Source organism: Pseudoduganella lutea (assembly GCF_004209755.1).
Classification (GTDB): Bacteria; Pseudomonadota; Gammaproteobacteria; order Burkholderiales; family Burkholderiaceae_D; genus Rugamonas; species Rugamonas lutea.
This window is the reverse complement of sequence record NZ_CP035913.1, coordinates 6,296,092-6,314,273: the sequence shown is the minus strand read 5'-3', so window position 1 is coordinate 6,314,273 and position 18,182 is coordinate 6,296,092. Positions and strand designations below refer to the sequence as shown.

The 18,182-nt window shown below is 69.0% G+C and carries 15 protein-coding genes; 11 read left to right on the top strand and 4 right to left on the bottom strand.

The features are described 5' to 3' along the window. The first annotated feature begins 141 nt into the window (after positions 1 to 141). Positions 142 to 600, top strand: coding sequence for a DUF3224 domain-containing protein (locus tag EWM63_RS26630; protein WP_130189226.1), 459 nt, complete (start codon positions 142 to 144; stop codon positions 598 to 600). Positions 601 to 724: 124 nt separating this feature from the next. Then, positions 725 to 3,337, top strand: a complete 2,613-nt coding sequence (locus EWM63_RS26625) for a sulfite reductase flavoprotein subunit alpha (protein ID WP_130189225.1) — start codon at positions 725 to 727, stop codon at positions 3,335 to 3,337. On the opposite strand, the gene EWM63_RS26620 is transcribed toward EWM63_RS26625, so the two are convergent. Continuing rightward, positions 3,334 to 3,951, bottom strand: a complete 618-nt coding sequence (locus tag EWM63_RS26620) for a flavin reductase family protein (RefSeq protein ID WP_130189224.1) — start codon at positions 3,949 to 3,951, stop codon at positions 3,334 to 3,336. The two genes, EWM63_RS26625 and EWM63_RS26620, sit on opposite strands and share 4 nt — an antisense overlap. Before the next feature lie 172 nt (positions 3,952 to 4,123). Between EWM63_RS26620 and EWM63_RS26615 the strand changes: the two genes are divergently transcribed. The 8 genes from EWM63_RS26615 (at position 4,124) to EWM63_RS32585 (ending at position 11,180) form a co-directional block, all read left to right on the top strand. Further along, positions 4,124 to 5,182: a sensor histidine kinase gene (locus EWM63_RS26615; RefSeq protein ID WP_130189223.1), complete on the top strand. Its 1,059-nt coding sequence runs from the start codon at positions 4,124 to 4,126 to the stop codon at positions 5,180 to 5,182. Further along, positions 5,179 to 5,784: a response regulator transcription factor gene (locus EWM63_RS26610; RefSeq protein ID WP_229487517.1), complete on the top strand. Its 606-nt coding sequence runs from the start codon at positions 5,179 to 5,181 to the stop codon at positions 5,782 to 5,784. Before EWM63_RS26615 ends, EWM63_RS26610 begins: the two co-directional genes overlap by 4 nt. A gap of 212 nt (positions 5,785 to 5,996) precedes the next feature. Beyond that, the gene (locus EWM63_RS26605) at positions 5,997 to 6,398 is read left to right on the top strand and encodes a response regulator transcription factor (RefSeq protein WP_130189222.1); all 402 of its coding nucleotides are present in this window, start codon (positions 5,997 to 5,999) and stop codon (positions 6,396 to 6,398) included. 103 nt (positions 6,399 to 6,501) lie between these two features. Next, positions 6,502 to 7,191, top strand: a complete 690-nt coding sequence (locus EWM63_RS26600; RefSeq protein WP_130189221.1) for a sensor histidine kinase — start codon at positions 6,502 to 6,504, stop codon at positions 7,189 to 7,191. A gap of 1 nt (position 7,192) precedes the next feature. Continuing rightward, entirely contained in the window at positions 7,193 to 7,816 is a 624-nt protein-coding gene (locus tag EWM63_RS26595) for a response regulator (RefSeq protein ID WP_130189220.1), read from the top strand. A 14-nt stretch (positions 7,817 to 7,830) separates the two neighbouring features. Then, complete coding sequence (locus tag EWM63_RS26590; protein ID WP_130189219.1) at positions 7,831 to 8,967, top strand: FAD binding domain-containing protein; 1,137 nt, start codon at positions 7,831 to 7,833, stop codon at positions 8,965 to 8,967. Positions 8,968 to 9,151: 184 nt separating this feature from the next. Continuing rightward, a complete protein-coding gene (locus EWM63_RS26585) occupies positions 9,152 to 10,273 on the top strand; it encodes an acetyltransferase domain-containing protein (protein WP_130189218.1) in 1,122 nt (373 codons plus the stop codon). 115 nt (positions 10,274 to 10,388) lie between these two features. After that, positions 10,389 to 11,180: an NF038132 family protein gene (locus tag EWM63_RS32585; RefSeq protein WP_130189217.1), complete on the top strand. Its 792-nt coding sequence runs from the start codon at positions 10,389 to 10,391 to the stop codon at positions 11,178 to 11,180. A gap of 33 nt (positions 11,181 to 11,213) precedes the next feature. On the opposite strand, the gene EWM63_RS26575 is transcribed toward EWM63_RS32585, so the two are convergent. Continuing rightward, complete coding sequence (locus tag EWM63_RS26575; protein ID WP_130189216.1) at positions 11,214 to 12,512, bottom strand: sugar MFS transporter; 1,299 nt, start codon at positions 12,510 to 12,512, stop codon at positions 11,214 to 11,216. Between the two features lie 257 nt (positions 12,513 to 12,769). On the opposite strand from EWM63_RS26575, the gene EWM63_RS26570 reads away from it, so the two are divergent. Further along, the gene (locus EWM63_RS26570; RefSeq protein ID WP_165390945.1) at positions 12,770 to 15,445 is read left to right on the top strand and encodes a bifunctional diguanylate cyclase/phosphodiesterase; all 2,676 of its coding nucleotides are present in this window, start codon (positions 12,770 to 12,772) and stop codon (positions 15,443 to 15,445) included. Positions 15,446 to 15,450: 5 nt separating this feature from the next. Here EWM63_RS26570 and EWM63_RS26565 read toward each other — a convergent pair whose 3' ends face one another. Next, positions 15,451 to 16,278 (bottom strand): ferritin-like domain-containing protein, encoded by an 828-nt coding sequence (locus EWM63_RS26565; protein ID WP_130190631.1) that lies wholly within the window; start codon positions 16,276 to 16,278, stop codon positions 15,451 to 15,453. A 128-nt stretch (positions 16,279 to 16,406) separates the two neighbouring features. Then, the gene (locus EWM63_RS26560; protein ID WP_130189214.1) at positions 16,407 to 17,843 is read right to left on the bottom strand and encodes a PQQ-dependent sugar dehydrogenase; all 1,437 of its coding nucleotides are present in this window, start codon (positions 17,841 to 17,843) and stop codon (positions 16,407 to 16,409) included. Positions 17,844 to 18,182: the final 339 nt, after the last annotated feature.

Sequence of the window (18,182 nt, the reverse complement as noted above, 5' to 3'; positions counted from 1 at the left end):
GCGCCGGCGCGGATCGAAGCGGCCCCATCGCCCTGCGGATCGAGGACCACCTTGGGCATGCTGCCTGACATGTCGTGTTTTTCTGGTCCGCCACCGCTCAGCGGTATTACAGTAGCAGCATTATCAACGACCGGAGTGTCCATGAACACCATCGCCGCCATCGCGCTCGCCACCGCCACACAAGCCATCACGCCGGCCCAGCCCACCGAAGTGAAGGGCACCTTCGACGTGAAGGTCACGCCGGCACCGGGCGCGCCGGCCACCGCGGACGATAACCGCGGCCGCATGACATTCACGAAAACCTTTTACGGCGCACTGGCCGGCACAGGCGAAGGCGAGATGCTGACGGCCGGCAGCCCGGCCACCGGCACCGCCGGCTACGTCGCGTTGGAGCGTTTCACCGGAACGCTGGCAGGACGCCGCGGCAGCTTCGTCATGCAGCACTCCGGCACGATGCAGGCCGGGCGCCAGGACCTGGCGATCGTGATCGCGCCCGGCTCGGGCACCGGCGAACTGGCGGGCATCGCCGGCACGGCCACGATCGACATCGAAGGCAAGCAGCACTACTACACGCTGCGCTATACGTTGCCGGCGCGCTGAGCGACAGGAGGCGCATTCGCCAACAGGAATGATTCTCATTCCTGGAGTTTGCGCCTATAATGCCTGTCAATCCGAACCCAGCCGCCACCCCATGCCCCGGTGCGGCGCGCACGACGCCCCCACCATGAAACGCGATCCGCTCCCCGCCCGCAGTCCGTCCCCGACACCCATTCCCGCCCGCCGCTTCATCCTGCCGACCTGGAAACAGGTGTGGTTCCAGCTGCACTGGTTCATCGGCATCACGGCCGGCACCGTGCTGATCGTGATCGGCCTGTCCGGCGCACTGCTGGTCTTCAAGGAAGAGATGCTCGACCTGGTCAATCCGGGCGTGCGCCACGTGCCGGTGCAGAATGCACCCGCCCTGGCACCGCAGCAGGTGGCCGACGCGGTGCGCGCCGCCCACCCGGACCGGCGCGTGGCGTCGGTGATCGTCTATTCGGCGCCAGGCACCGCGGCCCGCGTCGGGCTGGCGGCGCTGCCCGGCGAGCCGCGCGGCGAGTCCATCTACGTGCACCCGTATGCTGGCACGATCCAGCCGGAGCTGGCCGGCGAAGCGGCATTCGAATGGATCGAATTCCTGCACCGCTGGCTGCTGCTGGACCGCGAGACGGGCAAGCCGGTCACCGGCACGCTGGCCCTGTGCCTGCTGGGCCTGGCCCTGTCCGGCCTGTACCTGCGCTGGCCGCGCAATGCCGGCAACTGGCGCACGTGGCTGACGTTCGATACGCGCCTGAAGGGGCGCTCGTTCCTGTGGGCGTTGCACTCGGTAGCCGGCACCTGGGCCCTCGTCGCCTACGTCATCTTCACCCTCACCGGCGCCTACTGGGCGTTCGACTCGTTCAGGAACACGGTCGATGGCTGGGCCGGCGTGAAGCGCGCGCCGCGTGAAGCGCCCGCCAAACCGGTTGCACACGGGCCGGGGATGCAAAAGGCGCGGCCGGCGCCAGTCGACCTGGCGCCGGCCTGGAACACGTTCGTCCAGCAGGCGCCCGGCTGGCAGATGGCTTTCCTGCGCTTTACCGACAAGCCGAACGCCCCGATCCAGGTCGCATGGCTGCCCGCCGACGCCCCCCACCCACGCGCGCGCAGCGCGATGACGATCGCGCCGGACGGCACCCTGACGAAGAACGAACCGTACGCCGCGAAATCGCTGGGCGCACGGGCGCTGACGACGTTCTATCCGCTGCACATTGGCACCTACTTCGGCTTGCCGGGCCAGATCGCCATGATGCTGGCCAGCCTGGCATTGCCCGGCTTCGCCATCACTGGCTGGATGCTGTACCTGAAGCGCCGCCGCCAGGCACGGGCGGCGCGGGCCGAGCGGGCCCGCCTGGGATCGCTGGACGGCGCCGACGGGGCGCTCGCGCTGCCCGGCCTCGATCCGGTGCTCGTCGCCTACGCCAGTCAGACGGGCCAGGCCGAACGCCTGGCGCTGCGCACCGCCGCCGCGCTGCAGGCGGCCGGCACGCCAGCCGACGTGCGGGCCGTGGCCACGATCGCACCGGCGGACCTGGCCGGCTACCGCGACGCACTCTTCGTGGCCAGCAGCTATGGCGAAGGCGAGCCGCCCGATGGCGCGCGCCGCTTTGCCCGCCAGCTGGCCGACGCCACGCAGCGGCTGCCGCACCTGCGCTATGCCGTGCTGGCGCTGGGCGACAGCGCCTATGCCCAATTCTGCGGTTTCGGCCGCGCGCTGGACGACCGGCTTGCCGCGCTGGGAGGGACGCGGCTGTTCGCGCCGGTTGAGGTGGATAATGGCGACGAAGCGGCGGTCACGCGCTGGTCTGCCGCGCTGGCCTGCCTGGGCGCGGCGCCGCTGGCCGAGGCGCCCGCCGCCGACGAGGCACCCTGGGCGCAATGGACGCTGGCCGGGCGCACGCTGCTCAACCCCGGCAGCCTCGGCGCGCCGCTGTTCGAAGTCAGGCTGGAAGGTGACGTGTTGCACTGGCTGCCCGGCGCGCTCGTCGAGATCGAAGCACGCCACGCCGAGCCGGTGGTGCAGGCGTGGCTGGCGCAGACAGGGCTCGATGGCAAGGCGCGTGCGGGCAGCGGCACGCTGGCGCAACTGCTCGCCGCCAGCGAATTGCCGGACACCAGCCACCGCTTCCCTTCGGCCCAGGCCTGCGCCGCTATCCTGAAGCCCCTGGCGCCGCGCCGTTACTCGATCGCGTCGCTGCCGGCCGATGGTGCCGTGGAACTGCTGGTGCGCCAGGTGCGCCACGAGCAGGGCATGGGCCTCGCATCCGGCTGGCTCACGGCCCACGCCCCGGTTGGGACGACCGTGCGGGCACGCCTGCTGGCCAATCCGGCCTTCGCGCCCGTCGACAGCGATGTGCCCTGCCTCTTCATCGGCAACGGCTCGGGTCTGGCCGGATTGCGCGGCCACCTGCGCGCCCGCGTGGCCGCCGGCCGGCGGCGCAACTGGCTGCTGTTCGGCGAACGCCAGCGCGAGTTCGATGCCCTCTGCGCGGGCGAGCTGCAACGCTGGGCCGCCGACGGCTTCCTGCCGGAACTCGACCTGGTGTTTTCGCGCGACGGCGAAGGCTATGTGCAGGACCGGCTGCGCGCGCTCGGCGACCGGCTGCGCGCCTGGATCGCCGACGGCGCCGTGCTGTACGTGTGCGGCAGCCTGCAGGGCATGGCCGGCGGCGTCGACGCCGCGCTGGCCGACCTGCTGGGCCGCGACACGGTGGAACTGCTGGCGGCCGAAGGCCGCATCCGTCGCGACGTGTATTAAGACTGCGACGCGGCGGTGGCCTGCAGCGACTCGCCGATCGCATAGAACTGGCCGCCGGCAATGTAGTGCAGGCTGCGCCAGCGCGGTTCGGCATCCTCGAAGTGCCAGTGGCCGTCGCGGAACACGCGCGTATCGGCCCACGCGGCAACGACTTCGCCGATGAACAGGTCGTAAGCCGCCTGGTTGTGCGGTTCGGGCACGAGCCGGCACGCCAGCCATGCGGAGCAGCCGGCCACCAGCGGCGCGTCGATGCCATCCATGCCGAACAGTTCGACGCCGCAGCGGGCCAGCTTGTCCGGCTCGTCCACCCTGCTGAGGGTGCCCACGGCGTGCACCAGGTCGACCTGGGCCGCGTTCGGCACCTGCAGCACGAACAGGCCGCTGCCCTCCACGAGAGCCCGGGTAGCCACGGCCTTGTCCAGCACCACCGTGACTTTCGGCGGACTGAAGTCGAGCGCGCAGGCCCAGGCGGCGGCCATCACATTGTCGACGCCACCGTGGCGCGCGGACACGAGCACGGTGGGGCCATGGTTCAGCAGGCGGTACGCTTTCGTCAGCTCGACCGGAGCGATATGGGCTCGATGGGCACTTTGGGCGGGGACAGGATTTTCCATGCGCGGCAGCATAGCATCGATGTGCCGGTCGCGTCGTCGTCCATGGTCGGTTCCCTTCCCCGATCCGCCGACGCATGCCTCTGCCTTTGGTGGGAGGCGGCCGGCAGGTAAGGTTGCCGCGGCCACTGCTCGTCATATACTGCCGCCAACCAACTACCAGTGAAGTTTTCCCATGCCAGGACCCCTGCGCACGGCCCTGCTGAAAGGGGCCATCGTGCTGCTGACCACGGCGATTTTCGCACTCGATGCCTTCACATCGATGGACAGCGCGATCGCCGTCATGTATGTCGTCGTCGTGCTGGCCACCGTGCACGTGTCGCCGCGCCACGTGCTGGCGGTGACGGCGCTGTGCCTCGTGCTGACGGCGGCCGCGCACCTGATCACCGGATGGTTCGGCGTGCTCAATTCCTCGCTGGCCCGCTGCGCCGTCAGCCTGGCCGCCATCGGCATCAGCGGCTACCTGGCCCATGCCGGCGCGCAGGCCACGGCGCGGCTGTTGCAGCGCGAGGAATCGCTGCGCCTGTCGCGCATGCAGCTGGCGCACGTGACGCGGGTCACGACGCTGGGCGAGCTGGCGGCCTCGATCGCCCACGAGGTCAACCAGCCGCTGGCCGCGATCTCGGCCAACGGCGAGGCCGCGCTGCGCTGGCTGCGCCGCCAGCAGCCGGACCCGCAGGAAGTGGAACACGCGCTGCAAAGGATGCTGGACGATACCTGCCGCGCCAGCGAAGTCATCCGGCGCATCCGCACGCTGGCGCAAAAAACGGACGCCGCCTTCGCGCCCGTCGACCTGGCGCGCATCGTGCATGACTGCGCGGCGCTGCTGCAGCGTGAGCTCGCCAGCCACGGCGCCACGCTCGTCGTCGACATCGCCGAAGGCCTGCCGCCCGTGGCCGGCGACCGCGTGCAGCTGCAGCAGGTGCTGATCAACCTGCTGATGAACGGCATGCAGGCGATGGAACCGCAAGGCGGCACGTTGCGGCTGGTGGTCGCGCCACGCGACAACGGCGTGCGCATCGCCGTGAGCGACGAAGGGCCGGGCATCCCGGAAGATGGCGCCGGACGGCTGTTCGAACCGTTCTACAGCACCAAGCGCGATGGCATGGGCATGGGCCTGCCGATCTGCCGTTCGATCGTCGAAGCGCATGGCGGCCGCATCGCCGCCGTGCCGGGCGGCTCCGGCGCCACGCTGGAAATCCTGCTGCCCGTGGCGCGCGAGGCCGCCGCGTGAAGCCGCTGGTCTATATCGTCGACGACGACGCCGCACTGCGCGACGCGCTGTCGAGCCTGCTGCGTTCGGCGGACATGGACGTGGCCACCTTCGGCTCGGTCGCCGACTTCCTCGGCCATTGTCGCGACGACCGCAACAGCTGCCTGCTGCTGGACGTGCGCCTCGGCGGCCACAGCGGCATGGACCTGCACGCCGCGCTGAAGGCGCAGGGCTGCGCGCTGCCGGTCGTGTTCATGACGGGCTTCGGCGACATTCCCATGTCCGTGCGCGCCATGAAGGCCGGCGCCATCGATTTCCTCGCCAAGCCGGTCCGCGTGGAAGAGCTGCTGGACGCCGTCGGCCAGGCTCTTGCGCGCGACGCGGCCGGGCGCGCCGGCGACGCCCTGCAGGCCGACCTGCGCCGCCGCTACGCCACGCTGACGCCGCGCGAACGCGAAATCATGGCGCTGGCCGCCCGCGGCCTGATGAACAAGCAGATCGCCGCCGAGGTGGGCACCAGCGAAATCACCGTCAAGATCCACCGTGGCCAGGCAATGAAGAAGATGCAGGCCCGGACCTTCGCCGACCTCGTGCGCATGGCCGAGGCGCTGGCACTCCGCTGACGAAAACCGGTAGCGAAAACCGGTGACAGACACCAGTTCTTTTGAAATCTTTCTGGAAAACCGGTGACAGACACCGGTTGTTTCGAAACATTCCAGGAAAACGGGTGTCTGTCACCGGTTTTAACGTCCTAACGCCGCCTCATACGCACGTATGATTTCCCGGCTGCGCCATTGCCGTTAAGCTCCTGCCGATTGCACCATCAGGAGCCCCCGTGTCCCTCACAGATCAGGAAGTCTGCATCGTCGACGACGATGCCTCGGTGCGTACGGCCGTCAGCAGCCTGGTACGCTCGCTGGGCCTGCGCGCCCGGCTGTTCGCCTCCGCCGAGGAGTTTCTTGCCGCCGGTTGCGCGACCGACCTGGTGATCTCCGATCTCCAGATGCCCGGCATGAGCGGCCTCGAACTGCTCGAACTGCTGCGCGGCCGTGATGACGGCGTGCCTTTCATCGTCATCAGCGCGTTCCTGCAGGATGGCGCCCCGGGCCGTGCCGCGCAGGCGGGCGCCTCCTGCGTGCTCGGCAAGCCGTTCCGCGCCGATGCGCTGGTCGGCTGCATCGAGCGTGCCCTGGCCGGTCCCGGCGTGCCCGATGCGCGGGACCATACGCACGTATGATGTTCGCCGCCCGCGCGGCGGCTTATGCTTTCTCCACGATGAACGGCGGCACAGCGAATGATGCTGCCGGCATCGCCGATCAACTCCCAGCCAACGAGTAGCCATGAGACAGCTGACGATCCACCGCCCCGACGCCACGATGCCCTCCTTCCGCGACGCCGCGCACGATGACGTGCTCGCTGCGCTCCGTGCCGAGCGCCTGCGCTGCGCCCGCGACGTGCACGACATCGTGCTGCAGGACCTCACCGCCGTGCTGCTGCAACTGCGGGCCGCCAGCGGCAATGCCGATCCGGCGCAGGTGGCCGCCTGCCTCGCCACCGCCATGCTGGCCGCCGAGCAGGGCCTGGCCAGCGCCCGTGACTTCGTGCGCAAGCTGCGCGACGCCGCGCCGAGCCGCGAACACGGAGCCAGCCCCGCTTGCGCGATCCGCGCTGCGCTGGCAAACCAGCCGCTGGCCGCCGGCAGCCGCCTGCGCGTGCAGCTCGACGACGATGCCGTGCTCCCGCCGGCCGCCTGCGAACAGGTGGCGATGATCGTCCGCGAAGCGGTCGGCAACGCCGCGAAACATGCCCGCGCCCGTGTCATCGCCTGCCGCCTGCGCATCCGTGCCGGCCGCGTGCAGGTGCAGGTGCGCGACGACGGCGCCGGCTTCGATCTCCACCAGCCCCGTGCCGGCTTCGGCATCGGCGGCATGCACGAGCGCGCGGCGCTGGCCGGCGCCGCGCTGCGCGTCGACAGTGCCCCCGGCCGCGGCACCACCGTTTTCCTATCCCTTCCACTCGCAGGAGAATGACATGACCATATCCGTGATGCTCGTCGATGACCATCCCCTCGTACGCCTCGGCATGGCCGGCGTCGTGTCGCGCCAGCCCGGCTACACCGTCACGGCCGAAGCGGCCGACGGCGCGGATGCGATCGAACTGTACCGCCGCATGCGGCCCGACGTGGTGCTGATGGACCTCATGATGCCGCGTGTCGGCGGCCTGGAAGCGCTGCAGGCGATCCGCGCCTTCCACCCGGAAGCCAGGGTGGTGATGGTGTCCGGTTCCGATGGCGAAGAACACGTGTACCGGGCGCTGCATGCCGGCGCCCGCGCCTACCTGCTCAAGGACGCGCCGGAAGCCCAGCTGGCCGAATGCCTGCAGGCCGTTGTCGCCGGTCGCCGCTACGTACCGCCCGACGTGGCCACCCGCCTCGCGTCGCGCCTCGACAACGATGCGCTGACGGGCCGCGAGCTGGACGTGCTGCGCTTCCTTTCGCAGGGCCTGTCGAACAAGCTGATCGCTCGCGCGGCCGGCATCGCGCCGGGCACCGTCAAGTACCACGTGAAGAACATCATGGCCAAGCTGGGCGCGTCGTGCCGCACCGAAGTATTGCGAGAGGCGGTGCGGCGCGGCATCGTCGACATCGTCCACTGACCGGCGCGGCGATCATGGAAACTTCTTCGCGCAGGCAGGCGATCATTGCCGGTGGGTCCGTCGGCGGCCTCATGGCGGCTGCCCTGCTGCGCGCCGCCGGCTGGGAGGCAACCGTTCATGAACGCTCGCCGTCCTCGCTGTCGGGCCGTGGTGGCGGCCTCGTGCTGCAGGGCGACGTGCTGCGCGCGCTGCGCCGCGCCGACATCGGCTGGACCGGCATGCCCGGCGTGACCACCGTCGAGCGCATCTGGCTCGACGCTTCCGATGCGGTGGTGCGCCGCGCGCACATGCCGCAGACCCAGACGTCGTGGAACGCGCTGTACGGCGTGCTGCGCGCCGCGCAGCCCGATGGCAGCATGCACGCCGGCAGCGCCGTGGCGGATTACACGCAGAACGAAGACGGCATCGACGTGCGCTTCGCCAGCGGCGCCACTGCGCGGGCGGACCTGCTGGTCGGCGCGGATGGCGCCCGGTCAAGCGTGCGGGCGCGCATGTTTCCCGCTGCGGCGCCCTCCTACGCCGGCTACGTGGCCTGGCGCGGCCTGGTGCCCGAACGCGACCTGCCGGCCGCCTTCGTCGAACGGTTCGACCATGCGTTCGTGTTCCAGCACGGTGCCAGGCACCAGTTGCTGGCCTACCCGGTGCCCGGCGCGGACGGCGCCACCGCGGCGGGCGCGCGGCGCTGGAACTGGGTCTGGTACCGCCGCGTGGCGGCCGGCGCCGCGCTGGCCGGGGTACTCACGGATCGTGACGGCCGCGCACATGCCGCGTCGCTGCCACCGGGCGCCATGCCCGCTGCCCAGGCCGACGCGCTACGTGCCGATGGCCGCGCGCTGCTGGCACCGTCGCTGCGCCTGCTGCTCGACGCGACGGCCGAACCGTTCGTGCAGGTGATCGCCGACCTCCAGGCCCCGGGCATGCGCGACGGCCGCGCCGTGCTGCTCGGCGATGCGGCGGCGGTGGTGCGCCCGCACACGGCCGCGGGCACGGCAAAGGCGGCGGCCGATGCGCTGGCGCTGGCCGCGGCGCTGCGCTGCGGCTATGCCGATGCGGCGCTGGCTGCCTGGGAACGCGAACGCATGGCGGCGGCGCGCGAAACGGGCCGCTGGGGTATCGAACTGGGCATCGGCATGATGGGTGCGCCCGACTGACGGCCAGGCCGCAAGGATGGCGCGCGGCCCGCGCACCGGGTACAATCCCGGCTTTCTGATAATTGATTCTCATCTAGATGGCCGCCCACCCGTCCTTCAATATTGGCGCGCCCCGCCGCGCGTGCTTGCTCGCGCCGTCACCGCGGCGCAGGAACCGCCCCATCCGCGTCTTGAGGCGGCACCGATGAACCATGCGAACCGGATCGCCTCGATCGACATCGCCCGCGGCATCGTCATGCTCCTGATGACCGTCGACCACGTGCGCGAGACTTTCTTCCTGCAGCACCAGGTGGGCGACCCGATGGACGTCACGGCCACGGACCCGGCGCTGTTCCTGTCGCGCATCGCCGCGCATTTCTGCGCGCCCATGTTCGTGTTCCTCACGGGCCTGTCGGCATGGCTGTATGCGCATCCGTCCACCGGTCCCCGCGATGCCACCGGCTTCCTCGTCAAGCGCGGCCTCCTGCTCGTGGGGCTGGAGCTGACGCTGGTGAACTTCGCCTGGACCGGCAGCTTCACGCCTGCCACGCTGTACCTGCAGGTGATCTGGGCGATCGGGCTGGCGATGCTGGCGCTGGCGCTGCTGCACAAGCTGCCGCTGGCGGTCCTAGGCGTGCTGGGCGCCGTCATCGTGGCGGGCCACAACGCGCTGCAGTTCGCACCCGCGCCGGGCACCCTTGGCGCTGCCGCCTGGACGATCCTCGAACAGCGCGGCTTCCTGTTCGAAGGCCCGCTGCGCGTAAGAATCAGCTACCCGCTGCTGGCGTGGGTCGGCGTGATCCTGCTCGGCTATGCCGCCGGGCCGCTGTATGCGCGCACCACGTCGGTGGCGCTGCGTCGCCGCTGGCTGCTGTCGATCGGCGCCGGCAGCCTGGCGCTGTTGGCCGTGCTGCGCGGCATGAACGGCTATGGCGAGCCGGTGCCGTGGTCGGCGCATGCCGACCCGCTGCTGACGGCGATGTCGTTCTTCAATTTCACGAAGTACCCGCCCTCGCTGGGTTTTCTCCTGCTGACACTGGGCGTGGGCCTGCTCGTACTGGCCCTCGTCGAACGGCCGATGCGGTGGACGGCGGTGCCGGCCGTGTTCGGTGGCGCGCCGATGTTCTATTACCTGTTGCACCTGTATGCGCTGCTCGCCCTGCAACGCTGCGCCGCTGCCCTGCTGGACGTGCCGCGCGCCGATTTCGGCCACGTCTGGCAGGTGTGGCTGGCCAGCGTGCTGCTGGCGGCTGCGCTGTACTGGCCCACGCGCTGGTTCGCGCATTACAAGCGCACCAGCGGCAAGGCCTGGGTCAGGTATTTCTGACGCGTCATTTGAGGCAGCGTGACTTTTCGATAGTTTTCCGATGAAAGTGTTAAGTTAAAATCAACACTCCCCGGGCGCCTGTGCGCCTTTGTCTTATCCACAATATGGAGGAACGATGAACACTGGTCGTCTGGTTGGTATCGCGGCATGTCTCGCAGGGCTGTTCGGCGGTGGCAGTGCCGCCGCGAAGGGTTTCGAGAACGGTCTCCCGCAAGGCTGGCAATGCCAGGGCAATTGCGGCACGCTTGCCGCCGACGGCGACGTGACGCTGGCGCCCGACGGCGGCAGTGCCTACGGCTACGTGTCGAGCGAGAACGGCGTTACCGGTGTGTCGCTGCCCGGCGTGGGCACGGCGGACAACACGATCACGGGCAGCCGCCTGGTGTCGAACCTGTTCAACGCCACGGCCGGCCAGGCGCTGGACTTCAAGTTCAACTACATCAGCTCCGACGGCGCCGACTATACCGACTACGCGTGGGCGCGCCTGCTGGACGCACAGGGTGGCCAGGTCGCCCTGCTGTTCACGGCGCGCACGTCGTCGTTCGGCAGCGCCGTGCCGGGCTTCGGCATGCCGGCAGCCGCCGCCACGCTGACCCCGGCGCAGGTGAACATCGTGGCGGGCGGCCCCACGTGGAGCCCGCTGGGCTTCGATTCCGGCGAATGCTTCGATGCCGGCTGCGGCTATACGGGGTGGGTGCAGTCGACGTATTCGATCGCCGCCGCCGGCCAGTATTACCTGGAGTTCGGCGTGACGAACTGGGACGACGAGCTGTACCAGTCGGGACTGGCGTTCGATGGCGTCACGCTCGATGGCGTGCCGCTGCCGGTTCCGGAACCGGCAACGTACGGCATGATGCTGGGCGGCCTGGGCTTGCTGGCGGCATGGCGCCGCCGGGCCTCCCGCTGAGGAGGTGACCGGCCCGGGTACGGGCCGGTCCTGTCAGGGCTGCGTGTCCGGGAACGCGTTGGTGGGCTTCGCGCCCCACATCGCGTAGAACAGGATGTAGACCTCGCACGCGACGGTCAGCAGGAACGACATCTGCAAGCCATAGATGTCGGCCAGCCAGCCCTGCACGACGACCAGTGCGCCGCCGGCGATCGCCATGATCAGCAGGCCGGCGCCTTCTTCCGTCAGCGGGCCCAGGCCGCGGATGCCCAGCGTGAAGATGGTGGGGAACATCACCGAGTGGAACAGGCCCACGGCGATCAGCGCCCACATCGCCGTCGGGCCGCCGGCGAACGTCGCCACCAGCATCACGGCAAACGCGCCGATGGCCGCCCCGGCCAGCACGCGCTCGGCGGAGATCGAGCGCATCAGCATGCTGCCGACGAACCGTCCCACCATCATGCCGCCCCACAGCAGGAACAGGTAGTGCGACGCGCGCTCGTGTGTGAGGTTGCCGATGTCCGGCTGCGACACGAAGTTGATGAACAGGTTGGCCACGCCGATCTCGGCGATCAGATAGATGAAGATGGCCGGAATGCCGAACACGAGGTTGCGGTGTTTCCACAGCGAGTGCGCGCCGCGCTCCTCTTTCGACACGCGGCGCGACGTCATCGCCGGCAGTGGGTAGCGGGCGATGATCACGGCCAGCAGCACGAGCACGGCTGCCACGATCAGATAAGGCAGTTGCACGGCTTGCGCGTCCGCCAGGCGCTCGGCCTGGGTCAGCACCTGGCCCGCCTCGGCCGTGCCGCTCGTGGAGCGGCCCAGGATCAGGTAGCCGCCGAACAACGGTGCGAACATGGTTCCCAGCGAATTGAACGCCTGCACCAGGTTCAGGCGCGACGATGCCGTCTGCGGCGGCCCCACCACCGCCACGTAGGGATTGGCCGCCACCTGCAGCAGCGTGATGCCGCAGGCGATGACGAACAGGGCGACCAGCGTCACGGCATACGACGGCAACCGCGCGGCCGGGATCATGCCCAGTGCACCGGCGGCCATGATGCACAGGCCGACGACCATCGCCTTCTTGTAGCCGACCCGCTCGATCAGGCGCGCCGATGGAATCGAGGCGACGAAATAGGCGATGAACCAGACGGATTCGATCAGCGTCGTCTGCGTATAGCTGAGTTCGAACACACTGCGCAGGTGCGGCAGCAGCGTGTTGTTGATGACGGTGATGAAACCCCAGATGAAGAACAGGCTCGCCAGGAGCGAGAGCGCCGACTTGTAGCTGGCAGGCGATTGCGCCTGTCCATCCAGCGTCGCGCCTGCGGAAGTGATTGGCCCGGCCACGGAGAATCCTTTGTCGGAAGATAAAGGGCGTATCGTAGGCGCCATGTTGCCGGATGACCAATTCCATTAATGATCGCCGGTATATCGATTCATGATATCTCGCCCGACCGGCAGGACGCCGTCTGTGCGGGGGCGCTCCACCACGACCAAGTGTTGCGCTCCCGTCAATACCGCGCGGCACAGCCATGCCGACAGGAGTATGCTCTTCTAGCATGGCGCTAGCCTGTGCCGCGCGCGCCTTTCGACCCGGACTCGACATGTCTTTCAGGTTCGCCAGCTTGCGCCCGCCCCCGCTGGCCGCCTTGCGCCCCTACCTGGTGTTCATTCTGCTGTGGCCAATTGCCGGGCTGTTGATCGCCGGCGCGTCGTGGCTCTTCCTGCTCAGCAGCTTTACCCGCGACCGGGTCGCGGCCGAGCGCCAGGTGCTGGCCACCACGCTGAAGATCGCCCAGGATGGCGCAACGCAGACCCGCGCCAATCTCGGCATGATCGACCAGGTGCTGACGATCATCCGCGTGCAATGGCAGGCGCTGGACGGCGTGGTGAAGCTCGAGCAGTTCGGCAAGATGGCCGACCCCACCGGCGCGCCATTGCGCATCAGCCTGTTCGACAGCGATGCGCGCCTGCTCATGACCAACGCCAATGGCGTGTGGTCCGCCGGCGACCTGGCGCGGGTGGCCCAACTGCCCTTCTTCACCTCCCAGCAGTTGCGCGCGGCCGACGACATGTTCATCGGCATGCCCCTTGCGAATGACACGCGGTCGGGCTATACCGTGCGCTTCTCGCGCAAGCTGCTCGATGGCGACGGCGAGTTTGCCGGCGTTGCCGTCGTGACGATCGATCCAGAACACCTGATCGCCGAATACGACGACAGCCGGCTGGGCGACCATGGCTTCCTGGCCGCCGTGGGCAGCGACGGCACGGTGCGCGCGTTCAAGCTGGGCGAGGCGTTCCGTCGCATCCAGCTGCTGCCGCCGCCGCTGCAGCGGGCACTGACGAGCAGCAGCGGCAGCGCCTTCATCCGCGGCACCGAATTCGGCGATGGCGTCGGCCGCTATGTCGGATGGCAGGCGGTCGAAGGCGTCCCGCTGATGGTGCTGGCCGGGGCCGACCAGGACCATGCGCTGGCGGTGGTGCGGGAACGCGAAATCGCATCGCGCCAGACAGCCGTCGGCGCCACGATCGCGCTGCTGATCTTCGTATTGGTGGGCATGGGGCTGTCGGGCCGGCTGGCCCTGCAGCGCTACCGGCTGACGGTGGCCCAGGATGCCTACCGCAAGGCCACCGAAGCCAGCACGGAGGGCTTTTTCATCACCGCCCCGGTGTATGGCACCGATGGCACGGTCGTCGATTACGTGACGGTCGACTGCAATGAACAGGGCGCGGCGCTGTCGCGCCACACGCGCGAAGAGCTGATCGGCAGGCGCGTCTCCACGCTCACGGGAACCATCCCGGTGGAACCGGCCATCGCGCTGCTGGGCCAGGCGATGGCGCAGGGCAGCGCCGAAGGCGATATCGAGTCCACCGTCCGCGGCCGGCAAACCTGCGTGCGCATCAAGGTGCGGCGCTCCGGCGACGTGCTGGCCGTCACGCTGCGCGACGTGACGCTGGAGCGCGCCCACCTGTCGAACCTGGAACGCAAGAATTTCGAGGATGCGCTGACCGGCCTGCCGAACCGCGCCTGGGTGGGCAAGTGCCTGCCGGACGGGGTAACGCGGGCCATGGCAGGCAACAGACTGCTGGCGGTGCTGTTCATCGACCTCGATGGCTTCAAGGCCGTCAACGACACGTTCGGCCACGCGGCGGGCGACGAGCTGCTGCAGATCGTCGCCCGCCGGCTGAAGGTCGCCGTGCGCCCGGGCGATCACGTGGCGCGCCTGGGGGGCGACGAGTTCATCGTCATCCTTGAAAACCTGAACGGTACGGGCGAGGCGGCGCAGGTGGCGGGCCGCGTGCTGCAGGCGTTCCACGCGGGCGTGGCGATCGGCGCCGGCACCGCCAGCGTGGGTGCGTCGATCGGCATCAGCATGTGCCCTGGCGATGCGCACGATGTCGACACGCTGCTGCGCCATGCCGATATCGCCATGTACGAAGTGAAAACGCGCGGCAAGAACGGTTACCAGTTCTTCGATCCGGCGTTCTATGGCGCGATGCGCCAGCGCAAGCAACGCGAACGCGAGCTGCAGGCCGCCATCGCCGGCAACCAGTTCGTGATGCACTACCAGGTGCGCGTCAGCGCCGCCACGCAGCGGGTGGCCAGCCTGGAGGCGCTGGTGCGGTGGAATCACCCGACCGCCGGGATGCTCTACCCGGACGAATTCATCCCGCTGGCCGAGGAAACCGGCATGATCGTGCCGCTGGGCGAACTGGTGGTGGATACCGTGTGCGCGCAGATCGCGGCCTGGACGCGTGACGGCTGCGCGGCCGTGCCAGTATCGATCAACGTCTCCAGCCGCCAGTTCAACGAGCGCGACATGCATGCGCTGTTCCTGCAATCGCTGGAACGGCATGGCATTCCCGCCGACCGGGTGGAAATCGAACTGACGGAGTCGACGATGATCCGCGACCCGGTGCGCACGTCCGAACACCTGCAGGCCATGCACGCGCTGGGAATCCGGCTGCTGGTCGACGATTTCGGTACCGGGTACTCGTCGCTGTCGATGCTGCAGCAGCTCGATTTCGACCTGCTGAAAGTGGATAAATCGTTCACCAGGCGCCTCGGCGGCGACGGCCAGGGCGAAGTGCTGTTCACGGCCATCATCACGATGGCCCACGCGCTGGGCATGAAGGTGGTGGCCGAAGGCGTGGAGCGGCCGGAGCAGGCGGCCCTGCTGGCGCAGCTGCAGTGCGACGAGCTGCAGGGCTACTACATCGCCTCCCCGCTCGACGCGGTCGGCGTGCAGGGCGAGATCCGGCGGCGCCAGGCCGCGTGACGCGGCTAGGAAGCTTGCGCCTCGCCGTCGGTACCGGTCAACGCGCCCAGCCGTTCCAGCTCCTCGTCGGTGAACCCTGCCAGCCGGCGCGCCTCCAGGTTGAATGGCCCTTTCAGAACCGGTGCCCGGTAGCGCACGACGAATGCGTCATACGTCGCATAGGGTTCGAGGCCCTGCCGCTCGCACAGCCAGCGGTACCAGCGGTTGCCGATTTCCACATGCCCCACCTCGTCGCGCAGGATGATGTCGAGAATATGGGCGGCGGCCATGTCGCCGGCCTGCGCCACCTTGGCGCGCAGCGGCGGCACGGCATCCAGGCCGCGCGCCTCCAGCGTGCGCGGCACGAGCGCCATGCGGGCCGTCACGTCGCCGCGGGTGCGATCGACCATTTCCCACAGGCTGTCATGGCCGGCGAAATCGCCGTACGCGTGACCGAGCGTGGCCAGGTGCCCGGCCAGCAGGCGGTAATGCGTGGCTTCCTCGCTTGCCACGCGCAGCCAGTCCGCGTAGTACTGCGCCGGCATGCCGGCAAAGCGCCACAGGGCATCCAGCGCCAGGTTGACGGCATTGAATTCGATATGCGCCAGCGCATGAACGAGCATGGCCCGCCCTTCCGGCGTGGCCATCGAACGGCGGCCGACCTGCCGTGGCGGCACCAGTTCGGGCCGTGCCGGGCGGCCCGGAATCGCCGGCGAGTCGGCCAGCGCCGCACTGGGGTCGAGCGTGCAGGCGCCGGACGCATAGGCGGCGGCCATGCGCGCCACCTCGTCCGTTTTCGACACGGGGTCGGTGTCGAGCAGGCAGCGTTGCGCCCAGGCGCGCAGTTCGGGCATTGTGACGGACGTCGAAGACACCGGCGATCCGGGTGATGCGGACGAAGGGGAATACGTGGACGATGCGGGCGATGCCATCGGGGCCTCTTGCGATGCAAAAGGCCGCAGTGTAGCAAACGCCCCCTACTCTAGCGCAGGCCGTTCAGGCGCAGCACCACGCCGGTATTGCCGCGCGTGCCGCCGTCCGCATTGCCCAGCACGTAGATTTCACCGCCGGCATCCTGCGCCATCCCCAGGACCGGGAAGCCGAGCGGATCGCGCTGCGGCGCCAGCAGCCGCTCCACCGTATTGCGCACGCCCAGCGTCAGCAGCTTGCCGGTGCCATCGCTGCCGATGAAATCGGCAAACACATACTGCCCCCGCAGCGACGGGATCGACATGCCGGAATAGACAAAGCCGCCGATGACCGCCACCCGCAGCGGCGGCTGTCCGGGGCCATCCGCATGGTCGTATTCGGCCACGGGATCGACCATCCCCGCAGGTGCGCCGGGGCTTGCCTGGTACGCGAAGCCCGGGCTGGTGCCGTTGGCGTCGAACAGGAAGCTGCCTTCCTTGACGCGCCAGCCATAATTGCCGCCGGAGACGATGATGTTGACTTCCTCGATCGCGCGCTGGCCCACGTCGCCGGCCCACAGCCGGCCCTCGCCATCGAACGCCATCCGGAACGGGTTGCGCAAGCCGTAGGCAAAGATTTCATCGGCGCCCTCGCGGCCCACGAACGGATTGTCGGCGGGGATGCCGTAGGCGCCATTGGCCGCATTGCTGCCCAGCGGATCGATGCGCAGGATCTTGCCCAGCACATTGCCCGGCGCCAGGCTCTGGGCATTGCCTTCGGGCGCGTGGCCGGGCCCCTGGTCGTCCCCGGCGCCGCCATCGCCCAGCGAGATGTACAGCATGCGGTCCGGCCCGAACGCCAGCGCGCCGCCATTGTGGTTGCCCTGCGGTTTGTCGATGCGCATCAGCACGCGCGCGCTGGCCGGATCGACGGACGGATTGGCGCTGCCGGGATTCGTTACGCGCCATCCGGAGATCACGCTGTGGTTGACGGGTGCCACGCCGGCCGGCTGTGTCGAGAAGTCGGCCGGCGCCGTTACCGGCTCGGATGTGAACAGGTAGAAGCGGCCATTGCTCGCATAATCGGGGTGGAACGCCAGGCCCAGCAAGCCCCGTTCATCGCTTTCATTGAGGGGCACGAGCCGGCTGGCGACATCGAAGAAGAGCTGTGCCTGCCCTTTTTGGGCAGGGCCCCGCACCGCGGCCTTCCAGATCTTGCCCACCTGGTCGACGATGTACAGGTGGTCCGGTTCGCCCGGTGCCACGGCGCCCGCCACCGGCGCCGTCAGGTTCGTCAGCAGCGGGCGCAGCGTGATGCCGACGGCGCTGGCGGGCAGCGTGCCGGGGATCGGGTCCGCGAGCGGGATGTTCTGGGCCTGGGCCGGGGCGCCGGCGACGGATGCGGCGATGGTGACGATGGCAGTGATTGCGGTAATGGCGGCGGCAAGGGCCTGGCGGGCCGGGGCGCGGCGGGGCGAAACGTGCGGCGTGCGAATCGAAGTGCGGATCATGGCGGTCTCCGTCGTTGAACTGCAGTAAAGGAAGTGATGCCGGAAAATCATGCGCCACTACTGGTTGTACGACAAGTGTGCTCTGCTAACGCTCGCTGCGCCTGGCGTTTTTTTGCACTGTTTGCGCAGCTCAACATTGCCCTTTGCATAGTTCAGTTTCCCAAAGCCTGGTCGCCAGCTGTCCTGGCCGGCCGTTGCGGCGCCGCGACCGTCCTCGTTGGCAGCCTGAACCGGCATTGACTTCTCGTCGTGTTGCGCGATACTAAGCAGATCGCATGCTTCTCGGAACGCAGGAGGTGCTTCAATGGGTGGTCCACAACTTCCGACCCCGCCGGGTCC